This is a genomic window from Vibrio tarriae, assembly GCF_002216685.1.
Taxonomy (GTDB): domain Bacteria; phylum Pseudomonadota; class Gammaproteobacteria; order Enterobacterales; family Vibrionaceae; genus Vibrio; species Vibrio tarriae.
This window is the reverse complement of the sequence record NZ_CP022352.1, coordinates 460,638-480,419: the sequence shown is the minus strand read 5'-3', so window position 1 is coordinate 480,419 and position 19,782 is coordinate 460,638. Positions and strand designations below refer to the sequence as shown.

Below are 19,782 nucleotides of genomic sequence, written 5' to 3'. Positions count from 1 at the left end.
CTCATCTGATTACTAAGCGTGCTCCTGATTAATCTCAAATTATTTCAATGTGTTAAAATTGTAATCACGCCTTTGATGTGGTTAACAAATTTGTAATGACAATTATCTTTTCTGTTTGAATTTGTGGGATCATGGCGTCGCCTGAAGGCCCTCATAAGGAAAATAATAATGAACAGAAACGATAGTGTCCCTTTGCCCACCAATACCCGAGAATGGTTTCTTCATCGTAACAGCCTGATTGTTTTGGCGGATGTTGCACTTTTTCTCGCGCTCTACCATTTTCTCCCCTTCGAACACAATGTGGTGTTGGGGATCAGTATGCTCGCCTTCATTGCGGTGCTTTGGTTAACTGAAGCGCTGCACGTCACTGTCACCGCGATTCTCGTCCCCGTGATGGCGGTTTTTTTTGGTATTTTCGAAACCCAAGCGGCGCTGAATAACTTCGCTAACTCGATCATTTTCCTATTTTTAGGTGGTTTTGCACTGGCGGCAGCCATGCATCATCAAGGACTGGATAAAGTGATTGCCGATAAAGTCCTCGCAATGGCACAAGGCAAGATGAGCGTGGCGGTGTTTATGCTGTTTGGTGTTACTGCGCTGCTCTCGATGTGGATCAGCAATACCGCCACAGCCGCAATGATGTTACCTCTGGTGTTGGGGGTATTAAGTAAAGTCGATGCAGACAAACAACGCAGCACTTACGTGTTTGTTCTGTTGGGCGTTGCTTACAGCGCGAGCATTGGCGGTATCGCGACTCTGGTTGGTAGTCCTCCGAATGCGATTGCAGCGGCTGAGGTCGGACTCTCGTTTACTGACTGGATGAAGTTTGGTTTACCGACGGCGATGATGATGTTGCCAATGGCGATTGCAATCCTTTACTTCCTGTTAAAGCCAACGCTCAATGGCACGTTTGAATTAGATCATACTCCTGTTAATTGGGATAAAGGCAAAGTTGTTACCCTTGGCATCTTTGGCTTAACCGTATTTTTATGGATTTTCAGTAGCCCAATCAACGCTGCGCTGGGTGGTTTCAAAAGCTTTGATACGTTGGTGGCGCTAGGGGCGATTTTAATGCTCAGCTTTGCACGTGTGGTGCATTGGAAAGAGATCCAGAAAACCGCTGATTGGGGCGTCTTGCTACTGTTTGGTGGCGGCCTGTGTTTGAGTAACGTGCTGAAACAAACCGGAACCAGTGTATTTTTAGCCAACGCTCTGAGCGATATGGTTTCCCATATGGGGATCTTCGTGGTGATTCTAGTCGTGGCGACCTTTGTGGTGTTTTTAACTGAGTTTGCGAGTAACACCGCTAGTGCGGCTCTGCTGATCCCTGTTTTTGCCACCGTGGCAGAAGCGTTTGGCATGTCGCCAGTGCTCTTGTCGGTATTGATTGCAGTTGCGGCCTCTTGCGCCTTTATGCTGCCAGTGGCAACCCCGCCGAATGCTATTGTGTTTGCCTCCGGTCATATCAAGCAGAGTGAGATGATGCGCGTAGGGCTCTATCTCAATATTGCGTGTATTGGACTGCTCACCGCGATTGCGATGCTGTTTTGGCAGTAAGTCACTGTTTATAGAGCGATAAAAAACGAGGCCCTTGAGGCCTCGTTTAGTTTTGTATTCCGCTTTGTGTAGAGCAATCAGCAGAAAAAGAGTATTTATTGTTGATTAACAAAGGCTTTAAAGCGAGCTTTGGTCTCAGCATCCGCTTTGTTGTACCAAAAGTGCAGCATTTCTTCGGCTGCAGCTATGGCCGTCGCATTGGAAATCTCTTGCTGAGCGATAGGCTGAACCGCCATTGAGCTGGTTAAGGCCGCCACGCCCCCTTTCTTATTATATTCAGCGGTTTCAAACTCAAAGTTACGCCCAATCTGCATGCCTTCTTTGATAAGACGATCTTGGCGTAATTCTACAGCTTTACCTTGTTGATCAAGTAGTTGCCACTGCATGGTTTTGATGGCTTTGGTCGCCTGAGGAGCATCTCGATACTTAGGCATATCAAAACGGAGTTCTTGGTTGGCAGCGTCAAAAGTCGCAATCACCACTTCGCTATCGATGATGATGCGATCATTACCTTGGCTGAAATATGGCGCATAACGAAAGACAATTTGCTGTTCACCATCGTCTAATTCTAGCTTTTTCGTGGCGTCAAAAAAGCCGCCAGAAAGTTTAGGGCTGCTGCCATTTACGACCAATAGATCAATCGTATCTGGGATCTCCATAGTGACTTTGGCACTTGTAGAAGCAGCAAAACAGAGGGCAAGCAAACAAGTAAGACGCTGCATAGGTTTCATTTTTCAATCCTTTTCTTGTGTATTTCGTTCTGTGACGAGTGTTGCAAAGGGTGCGCTTTTGATGGCGAAAAGGCAAGGTTTGACTCCCACAAAGTGAAGCAAATTCACTGAAACTTAACAGAAAAACGGATCTGGCTGCATTTCGTACAATATAGGGTAAATATGCTGTAAACATGGAGCCTGTTAGCGTAAATCAATAATTAATACCAATTTGTTTTGTCAAAATTCTGAATTCTTGACTCAAGATTGCTTAATTTCTGCAACTCCTCGCTGATTTCGGAAAATTAGCGACTTGTGACTCGAAAAGTGATTAATTTTTTTTCGCAAATAAAAAAGTCTCTCTGATACTGACAATCGATGCCTTCATGCAATGTACTGAGTGTGCTGGCAGCCATTGATAAAAATGAAATATCTAAGGAAGAGAGATATAACTTATGAATCGAATGACTTTGTGCGCCGCAAGTATCGCATGTGCTCTTGCGAGTACCGCGATGGCAGCACCCTCGGCTCCTAGTGTTGACGTGTATGGGTCGAACAATCTGCAATTTTCGAAAGTTGAACTCGCAATGGAAACCACTGCGGGTTACAACCAAATGGTCAAATACCATGAAGAAGCCCCCATCACTCTCAAGTTCAACCAGTGGAGTGGTGTGACAGGGAATACCTATAAGATCTATTTTGATGGAGTTGAAGTCGCCACCGGCCCAATCACTGGTAGCCAAACTACCGCCAAGTTTACCTATCCTAAAGGTGGTGTTTATCAATTAGTGATCGAAGCGTGTGATGCCACGGGCTGTTCTAAAAGTGCGCCAAGTGAAATCACTATTGCGGATACCGATGGTTCGCACCTCAAGCCGTTGACGATGAATATTGACCCTAACAACAAGTCTTACACCATTCCACAAAATACTGTGGTTGGGACTTATTTTGTTGAGTGGGGAATTTATGATCGTAAATACACAGTGGATAACATCCCTGGGCAGAATCTCACTCATATTCTGTATGGTTTTATTCCGATCTGTGGTCCAAACGAATCGTTGAAATCAGTTGGCGGCAACAGCTTTAACGCTCTGCAAACCGCGTGTCAGGGTGTGCCTGATTTTGAAGTGGTCATCCACGATCCTTGGGCTGCTTATCAGAAGAGCTTCCCGCAAGCGGGTCATCAGTACAGCTCACCGATCAAAGGTAACTACGCCATGTTGATGGCGCTGAAAAAAACTTATCCTGATCTGAAAATCATCCCATCGATCGGTGGTTGGACACTCTCAGATCCATTCTTCAGCTTTACCGACAAAGCGAAGCGTGACGTGTTTGTCGCTTCTGTGAAACGTTTCCTGAAAACATGGAAATTCTACGACGGTGTCGATATTGACTGGGAATTCCCTGGTGGCGGCGGCCAAGCGGCTAACCTGGGTGATCCAGTAAAAGATGGTCCAGCGTACGTAGCATTGATGGCAGAGCTGCGCGCTATGCTCGATGAGCTTGAAGCGGAAACTGGCCGTCAGTATGAACTGACTTCAGCAATCGGTGTCGGCCACGACAAGATTGAAGATGTGAACTACGGTCAAGCGGTTCAGTACATGGATTACATCTTCGCGATGACTTATGACTTCTACGGTGGCTGGAATAACGTATTGGGTCACCAAACGGCGTTGTACTGTGGTTCCTTCATGCGCCCTGGTCAATGTGATGGTAAAGGCGTGGATGAAAACGGCGAACCGTACAAAGGCCCAGCTTATACTACCGACAATGGTATTCAATTACTGCTCGCACAAGGTGTTCCACCGAGCAAGCTTGTAGTGGGTGCAGCTATGTATGGTCGTGGTTGGGAAGGTGTGACTCCAGCCTCACTGAAAGATCCTAACGACCCGATGACGGGTGTTGGTAATGGCAAGCTGAAAGGCACAACGACACAAGGTGTTTGGGAAGCGGGTGTCATCGACTATAAAGGTATTAAAACGTACATGCTTGGCGCTAACAAAACAGGCGTGAATGGTTTTGAATACGGTTACGATGAGCAAGCGGAAGCGCCTTGGGTTTGGAACCGTACAACCGGTCAGCTCGTCACTTTTGATGACGATCGTTCTATCAAAGCGAAAGGTTCTTACGTACGTAACCTTGGTTTGGCAGGCTTGTTCTCATGGGAAATTGATGCGGACAACGGCGACATCCTCAATGCAATGCATGAGAGCTTAGCGGGTGGCACAACCACTCCTCCAGTGAACAAAGCACCAGTTGCAAATGCTGGAGCGGATGTAACAGTCACTGGTCCTTCAGCGGTTTCTTTAGATGGAAGCGCTTCAAAAGACAGTGATGGCAGCATTGCTAGCTACTTGTGGGAACAAACTGCAGGCACGACAGTGACGTTAACGGCAGCTAATAGCGCGAAAGCGAGCTTTAACGCCGCAGAAGTGACGGAGAAGCAAACGCTTACATTCAAACTGACGGTGACAGACAACAAAGGTGCTACGGCAACTGATACTGTGGTGGTTACGGTGAATCCGAAGTCCACGACACCTGTGAACACAGCACCCGTTGCGGCAGTTTCAGCCCCAGCGTCAGTAAAAGCAGGTGCTACGGTGGTGATCGATGCCTCAGTGTCGAGTGATGTTGATCAAGATCCGTTGAGTTTTACTTGGGATCTGCCTGTTGGCATTAACGCCACAGTACAAGGTGCAAAAGTGACTTTTGTTGCTGGTGAATATAGCCAAGACACCAGCTTAAACTTCACTGTTACCGTGAGTGATGGCAAAGCAACCAGTAAGGCATCTGCCGTTGTATTGGTTGAGAAAAAAGCGAGTACTGGTGGTGATGCCTGCACTAACTTGTGGAGTGCTGATGTCATTTACACAGGTGGTCAGCAAGTGGCTTGGGCCGGAAAAACGTGGGAAGCCAAATGGTGGACTCGCGGAGAAGACCCAAGTAAATCTGGTGAGTGGGGTGTGTGGAAAGATCTCGGTGCCGCGAGCTGTTCTACTCATTAATCGGCCTCATCTGAGCTTGCCTCAGTGATGTAACGATTCTCAACCTATAGAGAGGCTCTACAGATGTAGAGCCTCTTTCTATTGACGTGTTTTTGCTGCGAATTTGCAGCGTAATGGACATGATTAGGTTGCTACTTTCTTGGAGGAGAAGGGAATAGCATGACGATATCCTCTTTTGAAAAGCGCAAACAACGGTTAAGCAAATTGGGGCAGTTAAGTTGAGCAAGCTTCGTCTCAAGCCTAAGTGAGCCTTATTTTCTGGTTAATTTGCCCAATTTTTCGTTCATTCTCACCATGTGGGAATGCAATCCTTTAATTCTTCTCTATTTCTCGATATACAAGAATCAAGATTTGAGGTGCCCACCATTAAAGGCTAAAAAGCACACATGAACGAAACAAAGATTTCAGCAAACCAAGTTAATGAAAAATCACTGCAATTGCTGATGCAAGTCGCAGTAAACCCAGAACCTGTCTCTGCAAAAGGACTCAGTGAACAACTGCAAGTACCGCTCAGTAGCCTGTATCGACATTTGAAGCTGCTGAAAGAATGGAACTTGATTGAAGAGAGTCCGCACGACAAAACCTTGATCATCGGTCCAGCGGCATTACTGCTGATGAGAAGTTACGAAACCAGCCAACATAACCTCGATGCGGTTGAAGCTGTGTTAAGTCGTCTACAAAAACAGACTGGGGAAATGGCCGCGTATATGGTGCCTGTCGGTTATCGAGCCCTATGCGTTAGCCAAAGAGAAAGTATGCAGGCGCTTCGATGCAGCTTCGTCCAGGGTCAAAGTCAACCACTGCTTCGAGGTGCCTCATCTAAAGTGATGTTGGCGTACATGCCTGCCGCTCGTTGTGAAAAGATCCTGCGCTATTTTGGCGAAGATCCGACCTTAGATAAGTGGCAGAGCGAGTTTGAAAAAATACGTCGCCATGGATATGCCGTGAGTACCTCTGAAATTGATCCCGGTGTTTCGGGGATCAGTGCTCCGGTGATGAAAGGGAGTAAGTTGATTGGGGCAATTTCGGTGATGGCGCCAGCCCACCGAGTCGAAAGCAACAAGCAACGGATAATTTTACATGTATTGCAAGCCGCACGGGCGTTGCCACCAGAAAGGTAATTGATCATGCTTAGCTTATTCAAACGCTACCGTTTACATCGTACATCCAGTCATCCAACGTCTACGTTTGGCTTTATGACCGTGTGTCAGCGCGTAAAGCCGATGTCGCTGGTAGAGTTTGAGTTTGCGCAGCAAAGCTTGGATGTCGCTTCAGATTGGTTGTATCAGCAGCAATCTACGCCGAAATACGCCGATGCCAGTCATTATGTGTTGGATGGCCAAACTCAGGCTAAATACCAACAAGCCTTGAATCAATCGGTGGCTCTTGGGAGTATCCCTGTTGCTTTAACTAACTGCCATGAAATTTTATTGCACAGTTTGCCTGCGTTAACGCAAGACGGTGCCAGTGTAGGAATGGTGCATATCGGGCATGGTTTTGAACTTAAGCAAACACTGGATCTGCAAGTGGGCAGCGCTTTTCACTTTGCTTTATCGCGCTTTGCACAAGCTAAGCTGTTTTGTATTGGGATTGATACAGAGCACACCCACGCCCAGACCTTAGAGTATGCCGAGGATCTGGGGTGCGATTGGGTCAGTCATGAAGAGTGCGGTTTTTTAAATCGCACTCAACTCAAAGCCCAACTGAGTGGTTATGTCGAACACTGTGAGCAGTTGGTGATCAATATTGACCTTGCTTCTTTAGTCCCTGGGAACGGTTTGGAAACCCATAAGGTTTTGGACAATCAAGTGGTATTACGTGTCCTGCGACAAATGATACTGTCTGGCAAAGTTCGTTACATCCAGTTGGTCGGCGCAAAAGATAAGCTAATTTACTCAAAGCAGGCTAAAGAAATTGTCGATGAACTGATGAATTTAGCTCCACACTTGGTGCATGCAGCATAGCGCTTTCTTCTTGGCGTGATTGATGCGTTCAACCGAATCATAGAGTGTATCTAAGTTCATAGGGATGAATTCACTTGCCGCCTGCCAGTAACCCCAAGTCGTTGGTTTATAACACTCATCTTAATGTGAAAGTTGCTTGAGGTTACTGCGGGTCTGGCTTGCGGAGCGGAGTAGCTCTTTACTGTGCTCACTTATCGTTGCGCTATCCGTTAATAGTTCACGGGCATGGTTGTCCAACAAACGCAGTTGATCAAGCAGTTGTTCAACCAAGCGATTCTGCTGCTCGCTATCATGCACGGCGTTTTGGTTTGTACTGTTGGCTTGATTAACATCGATAATCGCTTTATCGACCAAATTTGAGCCACTTTCGATGGCTTGTACGCAATTTCGCGCCGCGACTAAGCTCTCTTCCATATAGCCAATCAGGTTTTTTGAGTAACCCGCGAGTTGAGTTAATAGCGTTTCTACTTGATTGGTTGAGGCGGAAGTTTTCTCTGCTAAGTGGCGTACTTCATCGGCGACGACAGCAAAACCACGGCCATTATCCCCCGCTCTGGCGGCTTCAATTGCTGCATTTAGAGCTAAGAGGTTGGTTTGGTCAGCAATACTGCGGATCATTTGTAAGATGTCGGTCACTTTTTCGACTTGTGTATTCAATTCAGTCGCGGTTTTTGTGGTGATTTCAGCTTTTTCGACCAGTTGCTGATTTTGGGTTTGTGCCTCACGGAGCTGGGCTTTACTGTCTTCACTGCTGGTGACTGCTTGTTTTAAAGACTCTGAGGCTGCATAAATACTCTCAGTGACCGCTTTGATGCTGTCTTTGCTTTGATGACCGATAGTGACTGAACTGGAAATCTCATTCTGTTGGTTATGTATATTGTGTTCTAAGCGGCTAATTTGTTGCTCCACTTTATGGCTGATATCGGTGACTTCCACAATGCGGTCTTTAATGGGCGCAAAGGTGCTTTCCACTTTGGCGATAAAGTTATCAATCGCGTTGGCTAGTTGGCCAAGTTCATTGTCTTTACGAAAGTTAATTCGTGAGCTTAGGTCACAATTGCCATTTGCCAGAGCGTTACAAAGCACTTTTAAATCATTTAAAGGGCCAAATAATGTACGTTGTAATAGCCAGTACAGTGCAATTAAAGCCACCAAGAGACAACCAATACTGAACATAAATGCTTGGTTGCGTAATTGAGCTGCGGCTTGTTGAACTTGGTCAAATGCCCATTCTGTAACCAGATAGCCTACTAAATCTGCATTTTTCCCAGCTTTGAGCGGTACGATAATCCGAAGCCCTTGATTGCCATTAGTACTTATACGAACAGCTTGATCTAACGGTGGTTGAGCAACCCACTGATTCAGGTTGGTAGGAATATCGTTGGTATTTTTTGCGTTAAACAGCACTTCTCCCTTGGTGTTGAAGGCATACACATTTTTGAGTTGCACTGGATTGGCGTTGAGTTCAATAGTCACGCGCTCCGAAATTGCGTTGGTTTTATTAAAACGAACAGCAGTCGCAATATTGTCAGCCAGAGAAAGTGACGTTTTCTCGAAAGTCTCAGCACTGATGGTGTTCATCTCCTTCACGCTTTTCGCCCAGGTCAAATACGTTATAGACAACAGCGCAAGGGAGAAGAGAATGGATACGCTCAGCAAAAGAACACGACTAATGTTTAACTTCATAAGTCCACCAAATCAAAGTGTATGAGCTTTGTTTTTATCGACTTAAAGCTGCAGAGACTCGCTCTGCAGCTTTAAGGCTGGGCTCGCGAATAGGGTATTACAAGGCGTCAACATTGATCCCAACAGTGATCGCACCAATCGCTTCACCTGAGCTTGGATCAGTCACGGTATAACTCACTTGAGCCTGAAATACTTGGGTCGATTCATCTTGTTCAATATCACTGATATCGAATGCTCCAGCGCCTTTCGAGTAGCTGTTTTGCCATTTGGCTTCATCACCTTGCCAATAGTCGGAGGTAACTTCACTTTGAGCGACGTTGAGGCCTTTATTATCCATGATAAATACTTCGGTAATTTTGCCGCTGCTGGCGTTTTGAATCTCCATCAGCTTTTGTGAGGCTGGTGTATTCAGCACAGATTGGATCATTGGAGTGTCATTTTTCCCTACCTCAGCACGCCACTTTTTATCCAACTGATCGATGTCGCCTTGAGTTAGGTTTGCATTTTTAGCGTTTTGCGCTTTGATTGCTTCGACAATCAATGGTTCGGTTGCGATTTGTTTTAACTCTGTTTGAACGTATTCCGTGAGCTGGACTTGGTAGTCGTTGGCCATTGCTGGGAGGCTAGCGAGAACTAAGAGTGCCAAAGATTTGTGCATAAAAACTCCTTATCTACTTGATACACAGTGTCAAGTGGGTATTGAACAATGGTTATCTATCTTTTGCATAAAGCGGCCGTGATATACGCGGGCTCTCAATGCATAGAATTTCTTCATGCTGATAAAAGAACTCACTCATCACTTGCTTACAACCCCATGCTGTTTCGGTATCCAACCAGTTGATTAAAGAATGGCTGCTAGAGAAAAAGTAGTACAGATTGTTGAATGTTGCTTGGTTTGATAGTTAAAAAATGAATTAACTCTTTAGTCTTATTTTTTGTATTGTCATGTTTTAGCAACAGAAATTTCACCGAGTAGTCATCTTGGGTAGCTACTCTTGCGCAACATCTAATTAACCTGAATTCTCAGGATATAAACACAAAGTCAAGGAGCCCCCAATGTGGAAGCGTGATGAGCAAGAATCCCAGTTTAGTGAAATGATTGAAGCGCAACTGTCTAGACGCCATTTTTTGGCGGGCAGTGCGGCAGTGAGTGCCGGCGCGTTTTTAGCCTTAAATCCGGTTGCGAGTGCGGTGGCTGCGCCAGCCACATCAAACCTACTGAATTTCTCAGCAATCCCAGTGTCAACAGAAGATAAAGTGATTGTGCCTAAAGGCTATAAAGCCACTCCACTCATGTCTTGGGGCGATCCTATTTTTACGAATGCGCCAGAATTTGACCAAAGCGGCAAGCAAGACTCAAAAGCACAAGAGAAACAGTTTGGCGATAATACGGATGGCATGAGCTTTTTCCCGATCAGCGAAGATCGCGGTGTGCTCGCGATCAACAATGAATACACCAATTACGAGTATCTGTTTGATCATCAAGGTAAAGCGATGACGGCGGATGATGTACGTAAAGCGCAAGCCGCGCATGGTGTGACTATTGTGGAAATCATCAAGCGAGGCAACACTTGGCAAATTGATCGCGAAGGTCAACGTAATCGTCGCATTACGGCTTACACTCCGATGTTAGTGACAGGCCCTGCAGCGGGACATGATTTGTTGAAAACAGCAGAAGACCCAACAGGACTGAATGTTCTCGGCACGTTGAATAACTGTGCGAATGGTGAGACGCCTTGGGGAACCTACTTAACTTGTGAAGAAAATTTCAATGGCTATTTTGGTTCTGATGACGAACAAAACAAGTTGACCGATCAACATAAACGTTATGGTGTTAAAACGGGTGAATCTGACTATCAGTGGCACAAGCACGATGCACGTTTTGATGTGGCAAAAAATCCAAATGAACCAAACCGCTTTGGTTGGGTTGTCGAAATTGATCCGCATAATCCGAACTCTACGCCACTGAAACGTACCGCTCTTGGCCGTTTTAAACATGAAAATGCGGCACTGGTGATTAATAACGATGGCCATGTGGTGGTTTATCTTGGTGATGATGAGCGCGGCGAACATCTGTATAAATTCGTTTCCAAGCATCGCTACCAAGCTGGTAATGATCAGCAAAACCGTAATCTGCTGGAAGAGGGCACCTTGTATGTCGCTAAGTTCGATATCAATGAAAACGAACTGAAAGGCAGCGGACGCTGGATGGAGCTGAGCTTTGGCAAGAATGGCCTCACTCCTGAAAATGGATTCAAAGATCAAGCTGAAGTGCTGATTTTTGCTCGTCGTGCAGCGACCCAAGTGGGTGCAACGACTATGGATCGACCAGAATGGGTAGCCGTGCATCCTGATAAAAAGCATGTGTTCTGTACGCTCACCAACAACAAAAACCGTGGTAAAGAAGGTCAACCTGTTGGTGGCCCGAATCCACGCGAGAAGAATAACTACGGGCAGATCGTTCGTTGGATGCCAGCACAGGGTGATCACACCAGTGATGTGTTCGCTTGGGACCTCTACTTAATTGCAGGTAATCCAACCGTTCACAAAGGCACCCTATACGCAGGTAGCGAAAACATTTCGGCTGACAATATGTTTAACAGCCCTGATGGGATTGGTTTTTGACGCTGCAGGTCGCTTGTGGATCCAAACCGATGGTAACTACTCTAACCAAGGTGATTTTGCTGGACAGGGGAATAACCAAATGCTGTGTGGTGACCCAATCACAGGTGAGGTGAAACGCTTCTTAACTGGCCCTATCGCGTGTGAGATCACGGGATTAACCTTCAGCCCTGATCACAAAACCATGTTTGTTGGTGTTCAGCACCCGGGTGAAGAGGCTGCTCCATCGCATTTCCCTTACGGTGGTACAAGCAAACCTCGTTCAACCATCATGATGATCACCCGTGAAGACGGTGGTGTCATCGGCGCATAAAGCGTTATCAATTGCCCTTTTCATCCCAAGAAGAACCAGCCTCTTCTTGGGATGTTTTTTTTAGGCCGCCATCATCTGTGTGGCCAACTCCTTTCCATTGCCGCGTACCCGATCAATGGTGGATTGAAAGGCAGCAGAAATGCTGAGTAAACGCGAGTCAGGATGGTCAGCAAGGTAGATCGATTTCTCTTTGCTTTCCGTGAGCTTATCCCAACTGAAGTTAATATCGCGGGCAAAGTGAATCGCCACCGCCAGTTTGGGGGAGATTTCGGCTTCACGGGGTTCATCAAAATGTTTAATGGCATCAACCATTTCCGAAGGGAATTTCCACTCTTTTGCCAACATCGCACCAATGCGAGGCGCTGAAATACCTAAGACCTCTTCTTGAGCGCTGAGCGGATCCATGCCTTGGGCGATTTTCTGTTGGATCAGTGAGGCCTCGGTGGGCATCAAAGTATGAATCATGAGTTCGCCAATGTTATGCAGCACGCCAGTGGTAAACGTTTCTGACTTATCCAAACCGACTTGTTCGGCAATCTTGCTGGCAATTAACGCTGTTTCAAAGGTATTGGTCCAGTAATCATTCAGATCGAGAGTTTCAATTTTTGGAAAAGTACTGGAGAGGACGGAAGCAACAACAAGAGTACGAACCGACTCAATGCCGACCCTGATGATGGCATCGTTTACGGTAGCGATATGTCCGTTACCACCAAAATAAGCAGAATTAGCCATGCGGAGCAAACGCGCTGTCAGGATTTGATCCAGCGTGATTTTTTTGCTGAGCTGATGAAAATCCACATCAGGCTGATTGGCCATATCCAGCAATTCTTGCAGAACTTTAGACAGTCTTGGTAGCTCATTTAAACGGTTGAGCATTGTGTTTTTCACCATGTTCATTCTCCTTATCTGGTGACTAATCCAAACTATAGGCAAAGCTTTTTCTACTATCCAACCTAGGCATGAAAAATTTAGTTACATTATTGTTATTTGGGGGTTAATAAATTTAGTGGCAAACCGAAGGGGAAAATGAACGTTTTTTTTCCAGCAAATTGACACGATATTGGCATTACCGGACAGAGGTTTTCTACAATGCGCATACTGTGTTCGGGTGGAGTATGGTTATGAAAGCACGCATCATGAGCTGCAAACGTGCCTTGGTATTGCTGCTGACGTTTATCCTTCTATTAATTCCTTTAACCCTGTTGTCGCTGCAGCTGGATTTTACGCAACCCGTGACTGATCCGGTTGGTCGTGCAATGACTTACTTAACGCATTCCGCAGGTAAAGAGGGCTTTCTATTCACATTGCTCTTTTTGGTGTGCTGGGTTGGATGGCGTTGTCAAATTCCTCGTCATCAATGGCTGAATAAATCCATTCAATTAATGCTGTTACTCGGTTTAGCCATGGTGATGAAAGTGGGTATAAAAGCGATCACTCAAGAGCCAAGACCCTATACTGAGCTGATGACCCAATCCTTACTGCTGCCTAATGCTGGCCATTTTTATAAGCTGGCACATCCTAAGCAAGAAGCCTTATTGTTGGCAATGGAAGATAAAGTAAGCCCTTGGCGGGTAATGCATTGGCAAGGTGAAACGGATTTTTCTTTCCCTTCTGGACACACAGTGTTTGTGATGGTTTGCCTGCTCTATTTTGGTAGCTTATTGGCGGAGAAAAAACGCTATATCAGCGTAGGGGCGTTACTGATTTGGGCGGGTGGAGTGGCGTATAGTCGATTGTGGCTTGGTATGCACCATCCGGTCGATCTTCTGGGTGCAGCTTTATTGGTTGGTGCTTTGTATTTGTTGGTGCCACAGCAGTACCCATTGCAACACCCACGTTTTAAACCGTGGTTACAGCGAATGCATCTGGTATAAAAAATGGGCATTTAATGCCCATTTTTTATGTGTATCTCAACTGCTCTCTTTAGTAGCAGCGTTGATGATACATATTAATATTAGCTCGTACGATTTTGTTCATGCTCAGCTTGGCATACTGCCGCAGTAAAAATTACATCGGTTGAACTATTCAGTGCCGTTTCGGCAGAGTCTTGAATTACGCCGATGATGAAACCTACCGCAACAACCTGCATTGCGATGTCATTGGAAATCCCAAATAAACCACACGCGAGTGGGATGAGTAACAATGAACCGCCCGCAACCCCAGAAGCACCACAAGCCGAGACTGCAGCAACCACACTCAGAAGCAGTGCTGTCATCAAATCCACTTCAATACCCATGGTGTGTACCGCAGCAAGAGTCAGTACGGTAATGGTGATGGCTGCGCCCGCCATGTTGATAGTGGCTCCCAGTGGGATAGAGACTGAGTATGTATCTTCATCCAATTTGAGTTTTTCACACAGCGCCATGTTGACCGGAATATTGGCAGCACTGGAACGCGTGAAAAATGCGGTAACACCACTTTCGCGTAGGCATTGTAAAACCAGAGGGAAAGGGTTACGGCGAATTTTGTAGTAAACAATCACTGGATTGACAACAAGTGCGATAAAGGCCATTGCGCCAAGTAGTACCGCCAGCAACTGCGCATAACCAGCAAGCGCATCAAAGCCTGTGGTGGCAAAAGTTGAGGCCACTAAGCCAAAAATACCGAATGGTGCGAGACGAATGATAAAACGCACGATTTGGGAGATGCCATGGCTAAGATCTTCAAATACTGCTTTTGTGGTGGAGGAAGCATGGTGTAGCGCCAAACCTAGCCCCACGCCCCAAGCTAAAATGCCGATGTAGTTTGCATTCATCAAAGCGCTGACTGGGTTATCGACCAACTTGAACAACAAGGTGTTGAGTACTTCGGCAATGCCTTGTGGCGGTGTTGCGCCTTCAGCGCCGGTTGCAAGTACGAGCGTGGTCGGAAATAGGAAACTTAAAATAACGGCGGTCAGTGCTGCTGAAAAGGTGCCAAATAGGTACAGCACAACGATCGGACGCATATAGGTGTGTTGGTTCTTCTTCTGGTTGGCGATCGAAGATGCAACCAAAATAAACACCAGCACGGGAGCTACAGCTTTGAGTGCCCCTACGAATAAATTACCAATTAATCCCGCTTTTTGAGCGTTTTCTGGTGAAAAAGTAGCCAGTGCTGCGCCAAGTAGGATGCCGGCTAAAATTTGTAAGACCAGATTTCCACGCACCAAACGGGCTAGAAACGAGTTGTTTTGCATAGTTATCCCTGCGAATCATAAAAAATTTGAATTATTGTAGCTTCAGTCATTAATCCTGAAGGATTCCAATATTAACCGCACAAGATAATGTGTCTACCGATAATTGATATTTAGCGTGATAAGTTGCTTATTTTGAGAGGAAGTAAGTAATTTGTTGCTTAACCTTGATAAAGATGAGATTCCGTTTCGTTTGGGCATAACAAGGGCAACAAAAAAAAGTGAATGTATCATCGCCCTTAATTTTTTAGATATACCCCTCCTACTTGAAGCTGCAGCTTCTTTGGCTGCAACACCAAGTAGTTTGGGTATAGCAATGTGTTATCTAAGAGGTGTGTTGTTGAGCAAGGTATTTGCCCAACGAGACTTAGTGTGAGCTGTGCTCAGCCATACCGGACATCACTTTTTTCACTGGCGCAGTGATCACCTGTTTCTCACCATTTTTGAACGTGATTTCCACTTCGATGTTCTCGCCCTCTTGCAGTGGTTTTTTCAATTCAAGCAGCATGATGTGAAAACTGCCCGGTTTGAGCACTAAAGTCCCTTGAGCGGGGATCGCAAACTCAGGAACTTGGCGCATTTTCATCACATCGCCTTCTTTAATGACGTCATGCAGCTCCACTTTGGCAGCCACTTCGCTGCTGGCGGAAACAATGTAGCGCTCCACATCACTGTGGTTCATGACTTCACCAAAAAAGGCGCTATTGACTGCGGCAGGAGGAGTCGCGCGCGCATAAGCTTGGTGAACCATGATGTCTGATTGAGCTAAGGCAGATGTGCTAAGCAGTAGGCTAGCAAGAAGCAAGGCGTTCAGTTTCATTAAATTATCCTTTTGATTGAATGATTTTCTTGATGGCATCCACTATGGGTGTGGGGTCTTGGGTATGTGGCACTTTATTGATCAAGGTGCCATCCGGCTGCAAGAAATAGAAATAAGAGCTGTGATCTAAGGTGTATTTCAACTCAGAATTGGGCAATTCAGCTTTACGAAAAATCACACCGTATTTTTCTGCAATCTGGTTGGTGGTTGCAACGGAGCCAGATAAACCTTCAATCATCGGATGAAAGTAGTGGGCGTATTGTGCGGCGAGTTTGGCATCATCTCGCTCCGGATCAAGGGAGATAAACATCGGGCGTAACTGCGCCTTCGTTTTATCATCGACTTGGTTTAAGGCTGCGGAGAGCATGGCTAAAGAGGTTGGGCAGACATCTGGACAACGTGTAAAGCCAAAATAGACAATTCGAATTCGTGGATCGGCTTGATCGAAAATGGCGACAGCTTGCTGATTTTCTCCCGATAAGGTCAGTGGGGTAGTCACCTGTGCGGCTAATTTCTGTTGGCTATCCAAATAGGCTTTGACACCAAATCCTAGGGTAAACGCCATCACTAATATCAATGACCAATTTTTACTCATCGTTCCATCCTAATTGCTGGGTAAACCGTCTGTTTGCCATCGCTGAGCTCACCAATCCAAGTCATCGCATCCGAAGTACAAACGGGCAGAATAATGTCGGCACTGTATAGGCCATCACCGTTGGAGGATAAAGAAAACTTGGCACTGCCCATATTCATCTCAAGTCCCTCTAAAGTGAGGATCAAATTTTGTGCATCCGTATTGGGCCAGTGTACGGTGAGTCGATTAGCAATTAATGGGTGGGCTTTATCTTGAGCTAGCGTCATGGTGACACCCGCTTGCTCACAGCTTTGCTGTGATAGTTGACAGTAATCGTTAAGATCAGGTTGAGGCGACTGGAACCAAGCAACAAGGTCGCTGGCAAAAAAGCCAGCCCCAAGAGCCAGCAGGATCGCAATCCCTTTCAGTGCGTTCATCACATCGTATTCCGAAGTTGCGTGAGTGGGGAAGATGTTAGCATGCTCTCTATCTGTGTCGAGATTGAACACCGAGGAAATGTGCCGTGGCTCTTAGAAAAATCAAGGTGATATTGTCTTTCTACTTGCAGAAACCGCAGTACTAGTGAGGTAACTTCACCACCGCATTGTGCGGTGGTGAGCCTGTTTCAAAGGGGTTGGCTACTTTTCGGCGTATTTTTCTAAACCGAGAACTAAAGCGACTGCGGCTAGCATGAGTACCAGCGCTAACAACCACTGTGATGGCTGTGACGTAAGCGTTTCAAATTCAAACGGTGATAGGTTGCGTTGCAGTAGTGGTACTTGCTCTCCGCTGGAATTTACCCGCCAAGAGAGCGTTTCTTTCCATGGCCAAATTTTAGGCAGAGTGCCGAGCATCAATCCGGTTAGGAAGGTCAGAGTCACATCGCGGTAACGGCGTAAAAGCCATGACAGAACATGGGAAAAACTGAGTAATCCAATCACACATCCGGTTAAGAAAATCAGCAGAATGTCCAGTTGGAAGGTTTTCACTGCGCCCAAAACAGGCGCATACATACCGATCAGTAGTAAGATAAAGCTGCCGGAAATGCCAGGTAGGATCATGGCACAAATCGCAATCGCACCAGAAATCAGCACATTGATGTAAGTGGGCTCAAGGTGTAGTGGTTTAAGCACGGTAATGCCGTAGGCGAAAATGGCTCCGGCAATCAGCCACAGGAGACGAGAAAGCTTTTTTTGTTCGACTTGGCGCAGCATATGCCATACCGACACCAAAATCAGGCCGAAGAAGAATGACCAAATAGGAATAGGATGCGTGACTAATAGCCAAGAGATAAGTTTGGCTAAGGTTGCGATGCTGGTAAAAATGCCACCGAATAGCGTGATCAAAAACAGGCCGTTGATGTGACGAAATACCCCCGCCAAGCCTTGCGCTTTCCATACCTTGAGTAAGCTAGGATTGATGCGGCGAATACTTTCAAGCAGAGTATCGTAAATGCCAGTAATAAAGGCGATTGTGCCGCCTGATACACCCGGTACCACATCAGCGGCGCCCATAGCTAGACCTTTTAAATAGGTGCTCAAGTAGTTCATTGTTTTTCCTGCCAATTGAATAAGGCCGTCATTATACCTGTTCTTTGTTAACTTGCAGCCAGACACAACGTGTCTCTTTCTTGCTCAACAATAAGGTTCATATTCATATTGCGGCTTGTTGCAAATTGCAAATTGCAAATTGCAACAAACAATGAGTGAAGTGATTATTTTCTGACAAAGTATCACAAAAATTAGGGGTTAATTAGTTGGCACGCTTCGTGCTTATTTATAAGCGACCCTTGTTAAGCCGAGGGTCACCTAGCCAACTGACGTTGTTAGTGAATAGTATTGTTCACATCATATATAAGCCAATCGCGGTTCTTGCGATTGGCTATTTTTTTGTCTTTTGGGTATTATCGCCCGCTATTTTCACTGCTTTTTTGCTGAAAATTAGCATTAAATGGAAATTTGTCCGTGCAATATCATTGCTTTATGTGGCCTTGTGGCCGTTTATTAGAGGATAACTATCGCTGATGTTGTGTTTTGGTGTCGTCCTAACGGGTCAAGACACCCGCTTATCAAGGAGAGATGAGCCTGAAAAATAAAGAGGTACTATGAATCAGATCATTTCAATTGGAGCATTAGAGTCTTTTCTTATTGCTATCAGTGTCCTGTTTTTAGGTCACTTTATTAATGCCAAACTGCCCATTTTAACCAAGTTCAACATTCCAGAGCCGATTGTGGGTGGGCTTATCGTCGCCTGTGTGATTACTGCGTTGCACTTTCACGGTATTGATATGGAATTTTCACTGCCGCTGCAAAATGTCTTCATGTTGATGTTCTTTAGTACGGTGGGCCTTGCGGCCAACTACACCCAACTGATTAAGGGTGGCGCGAAGGTGTTTCTGTTTTTAGCCGTGGCTTCGGTGTTCATCATTATTCAAAACGGTGTGGGCGTTTCGCTTGCAGCGGGTTTAGGCTTAGATCCTTTATTGGGCTTGATCGCAGGCTCTATCACACTCTCCGGAGGCCATGGTACGGGAGCGGCTTGGGCAAACACGTTTGCCGAAAATTATGGCCTCGCCAATACGTTAGAAATCGCGATGGCATCTGCCACTTTTGGTTTGATCATCGGTGGGATTATCGGCAGTCCAGTCGCGCAAAAGCTGATTGATAAACATGGTATTGAATCCGAGTACGGGCGAGGCACGCAAACGCATTCTCGTTTCCCTGAACTGGTCACTTATAACGAATATGAAGAAGATAAAGTCACGGCCAAGAAGGTGATCGAAATATTGTTTATCTTGCTCATATGCGTTACCGGAGCAAAATATCTTGAAGCTTGGGTTAAAACCTTTGAAATCCGTTGGTTAATGATCCCTGACTTCGTTTACGCCCTGTTTATTGGTGTCTTTATCACCAATCTACTCGAAGTCACTAAGCTGCGTAAGGTGGATGCGGAGACGGTGGATATTTTAGGCACGGTTTCTTTGTCGCTGTTTCTCGCTATGGCTCTGATGAGCCTGAAATTGTGGAATATCTTCGATCTAGCACTACCGTTTTTGGTGATCCTCGCCATTCAATCCGTCGTGCTTGGCATTTTTTGCTACTTTGTCACCTTCAAAGTGATGGGGGCTAACTATGATGCGGCGGTGATTTCTGCAGGGCATTGTGGCTTTGGTTTGGGGGCTACGCCCACCGCGGTGATGAATATGGGATCGGTCGTAAAACGCTTTGGCCCTTCACCGCAAGCGTTTATGGTAGTGCCGATCGTCGGTGCTTTCTTTATCGATATCGTTAACCTAATCATCTTGCAGGGGTATATTTCGTTTTTGGGATAACGCCTGCTAGCTCTCCACTTCACTG

At 45.9% G+C, this 19,782-nt stretch carries 15 protein-coding genes and 1 pseudogene; 7 read left to right on the top strand and 9 right to left on the bottom strand.

Annotated features, from left to right (window positions below; all coding sequences use genetic code 11):
• The first annotated feature begins 168 nt into the window (after positions 1-168).
• Positions 169-1,557, top strand: a complete 1,389-nt coding sequence (locus tag CEQ48_RS02715) for an SLC13 family permease (protein ID WP_055031279.1) — start codon at positions 169-171, stop codon at positions 1,555-1,557.
• A 95-nt stretch (positions 1,558-1,652) separates the two neighbouring features.
• Here CEQ48_RS02715 and CEQ48_RS02710 read toward each other — a convergent pair whose 3' ends face one another.
• Positions 1,653-2,288 carry a DUF2057 domain-containing protein gene (locus CEQ48_RS02710; protein WP_089070127.1) on the bottom strand — a complete coding sequence of 212 codons (636 nt, stop codon included), beginning with the start codon at positions 2,286-2,288 and terminating at the stop codon, positions 1,653-1,655.
• Between the two features lie 434 nt (positions 2,289-2,722).
• Between CEQ48_RS02710 and CEQ48_RS02705 the strand changes: the two genes are divergently transcribed.
• The 3 genes from CEQ48_RS02705 to CEQ48_RS02695 all read left to right on the top strand — a co-directional run bounded on the left by CEQ48_RS02705 (position 2,723) and on the right by CEQ48_RS02695 (position 7,236).
• Entirely contained in the window at positions 2,723-5,272 is a 2,550-nt protein-coding gene (locus CEQ48_RS02705; RefSeq protein WP_089070126.1) for a glycosyl hydrolase family 18 protein, read from the top strand.
• A 386-nt stretch (positions 5,273-5,658) separates the two neighbouring features.
• On the top strand, positions 5,659-6,393 hold the full coding sequence (locus CEQ48_RS02700) for an IclR family transcriptional regulator (protein WP_001006058.1): 735 nt from the start codon (positions 5,659-5,661) through the stop codon (positions 6,391-6,393).
• 6 nt (positions 6,394-6,399) lie between these two features.
• The gene (locus CEQ48_RS02695) at positions 6,400-7,236 is read left to right on the top strand and encodes an arginase family protein (RefSeq protein WP_181712686.1); all 837 of its coding nucleotides are present in this window, start codon (positions 6,400-6,402) and stop codon (positions 7,234-7,236) included.
• A gap of 120 nt (positions 7,237-7,356) precedes the next feature.
• On the opposite strand, the gene CEQ48_RS02690 is transcribed toward CEQ48_RS02695, so the two are convergent.
• Entirely contained in the window at positions 7,357-8,922 is a 1,566-nt protein-coding gene (locus CEQ48_RS02690; RefSeq protein WP_089070124.1) for a methyl-accepting chemotaxis protein, read from the bottom strand.
• A gap of 97 nt (positions 8,923-9,019) precedes the next feature.
• A complete protein-coding gene (locus CEQ48_RS02685) occupies positions 9,020-9,580 on the bottom strand; it encodes a hypothetical protein (RefSeq protein WP_089070123.1) in 561 nt (186 codons plus the stop codon).
• Between the two features lie 398 nt (positions 9,581-9,978).
• On the opposite strand from CEQ48_RS02685, the pseudogene CEQ48_RS02680 reads away from it, so the two are divergent.
• A pseudogene (locus tag CEQ48_RS02680) lies at positions 9,979-11,857 on the top strand (PhoX family protein).
• Positions 11,858-11,917: 60 nt separating this feature from the next.
• Here the strand turns inward: CEQ48_RS02680 and CEQ48_RS02675 are convergent.
• Positions 11,918-12,748: an HDOD domain-containing protein gene (locus tag CEQ48_RS02675; protein WP_000240501.1), complete on the bottom strand. Its 831-nt coding sequence runs from the start codon at positions 12,746-12,748 to the stop codon at positions 11,918-11,920.
• A gap of 230 nt (positions 12,749-12,978) precedes the next feature.
• Between CEQ48_RS02675 and CEQ48_RS02670 the strand changes: the two genes are divergently transcribed.
• On the top strand, positions 12,979-13,731 hold the full coding sequence (locus CEQ48_RS02670) for a phosphatase PAP2 family protein (RefSeq protein ID WP_089070122.1): 753 nt from the start codon (positions 12,979-12,981) through the stop codon (positions 13,729-13,731).
• Between the two features lie 80 nt (positions 13,732-13,811).
• On the opposite strand, the gene sstT is transcribed toward CEQ48_RS02670, so the two are convergent.
• The 5 genes from sstT to CEQ48_RS02645 form a co-directional block, all read right to left on the bottom strand.
• Positions 13,812-15,035: a serine/threonine transporter SstT gene (sstT, locus tag CEQ48_RS02665; RefSeq protein ID WP_089070121.1), complete on the bottom strand. Its 1,224-nt coding sequence runs from the start codon at positions 15,033-15,035 to the stop codon at positions 13,812-13,814.
• A 364-nt stretch (positions 15,036-15,399) separates the two neighbouring features.
• Positions 15,400-15,852, bottom strand: coding sequence for a copper chaperone PCu(A)C (locus CEQ48_RS02660; protein WP_089070120.1), 453 nt, complete (start codon positions 15,850-15,852; stop codon positions 15,400-15,402).
• Between the two features lie 4 nt (positions 15,853-15,856).
• Complete coding sequence (locus CEQ48_RS02655; RefSeq protein ID WP_089070119.1) at positions 15,857-16,447, bottom strand: SCO family protein; 591 nt, start codon at positions 16,445-16,447, stop codon at positions 15,857-15,859.
• Positions 16,444-16,863, bottom strand: a complete 420-nt coding sequence (locus CEQ48_RS02650; protein WP_000992651.1) for a hypothetical protein — start codon at positions 16,861-16,863, stop codon at positions 16,444-16,446. The genes CEQ48_RS02655 and CEQ48_RS02650 overlap by 4 nt, the downstream gene beginning before the upstream one ends.
• A 201-nt stretch (positions 16,864-17,064) precedes the next feature.
• The gene (locus CEQ48_RS02645; protein ID WP_001108567.1) at positions 17,065-17,976 is read right to left on the bottom strand and encodes a polyprenyl-phosphate transporter; all 912 of its coding nucleotides are present in this window, start codon (positions 17,974-17,976) and stop codon (positions 17,065-17,067) included.
• 554 nt (positions 17,977-18,530) lie between these two features.
• Between CEQ48_RS02645 and gltS the strand changes: the two genes are divergently transcribed.
• Positions 18,531-19,757 (top strand): sodium/glutamate symporter, encoded by a 1,227-nt coding sequence (gene gltS, locus CEQ48_RS02635; protein ID WP_089070117.1) that lies wholly within the window; start codon positions 18,531-18,533, stop codon positions 19,755-19,757.
• The last annotated feature ends 25 nt before the right edge of the window (positions 19,758-19,782 follow it).

Excerpts from the sequence above, each read along its gene's own strand:
- CEQ48_RS02700 (WP_001006058.1), top strand. The coding sequence starts at position 5,659 with ATGAACGAAACAAAGATTTCAGCAAACCAAGTTAATGAAAAATCACTG.
- gltS (WP_089070117.1), top strand. The coding sequence starts at position 18,531 with ATGAATCAGATCATTTCAATTGGAGCATTAGAGTCTTTTCTTATTGCT.
- CEQ48_RS02690 (WP_089070124.1), bottom strand. The coding sequence starts at position 8,922 with ATGAAGTTAAACATTAGTCGTGTTCTTTTGCTGAGCGTATCCATTCTC.
- CEQ48_RS02710 (WP_089070127.1), bottom strand. The coding sequence starts at position 2,288 with ATGAAACCTATGCAGCGTCTTACTTGTTTGCTTGCCCTCTGTTTTGCT.
- sstT (WP_089070121.1), bottom strand. The coding sequence starts at position 15,035 with ATGCAAAACAACTCGTTTCTAGCCCGTTTGGTGCGTGGAAATCTGGTC.
- CEQ48_RS02685 (WP_089070123.1), bottom strand. The coding sequence starts at position 9,580 with ATGCACAAATCTTTGGCACTCTTAGTTCTCGCTAGCCTCCCAGCAATG.
- CEQ48_RS02650 (WP_000992651.1), bottom strand. The coding sequence starts at position 16,863 with ATGAACGCACTGAAAGGGATTGCGATCCTGCTGGCTCTTGGGGCTGGC.
- CEQ48_RS02695 (WP_181712686.1), top strand. The coding sequence starts at position 6,400 with ATGCTTAGCTTATTCAAACGCTACCGTTTACATCGTACATCCAGTCAT.
- CEQ48_RS02675 (WP_000240501.1), bottom strand. The coding sequence starts at position 12,748 with ATGGTGAAAAACACAATGCTCAACCGTTTAAATGAGCTACCAAGACTG.
- CEQ48_RS02715 (WP_055031279.1), top strand. The coding sequence starts at position 169 with ATGAACAGAAACGATAGTGTCCCTTTGCCCACCAATACCCGAGAATGG.
- CEQ48_RS02660 (WP_089070120.1), bottom strand. The coding sequence starts at position 15,852 with ATGAAACTGAACGCCTTGCTTCTTGCTAGCCTACTGCTTAGCACATCT.
- CEQ48_RS02705 (WP_089070126.1), top strand. The coding sequence starts at position 2,723 with ATGAATCGAATGACTTTGTGCGCCGCAAGTATCGCATGTGCTCTTGCG.
- CEQ48_RS02645 (WP_001108567.1), bottom strand. The coding sequence starts at position 17,976 with ATGAACTACTTGAGCACCTATTTAAAAGGTCTAGCTATGGGCGCCGCT.
- CEQ48_RS02655 (WP_089070119.1), bottom strand. The coding sequence starts at position 16,447 with ATGAGTAAAAATTGGTCATTGATATTAGTGATGGCGTTTACCCTAGGA.
- CEQ48_RS02670 (WP_089070122.1), top strand. The coding sequence starts at position 12,979 with ATGAAAGCACGCATCATGAGCTGCAAACGTGCCTTGGTATTGCTGCTG.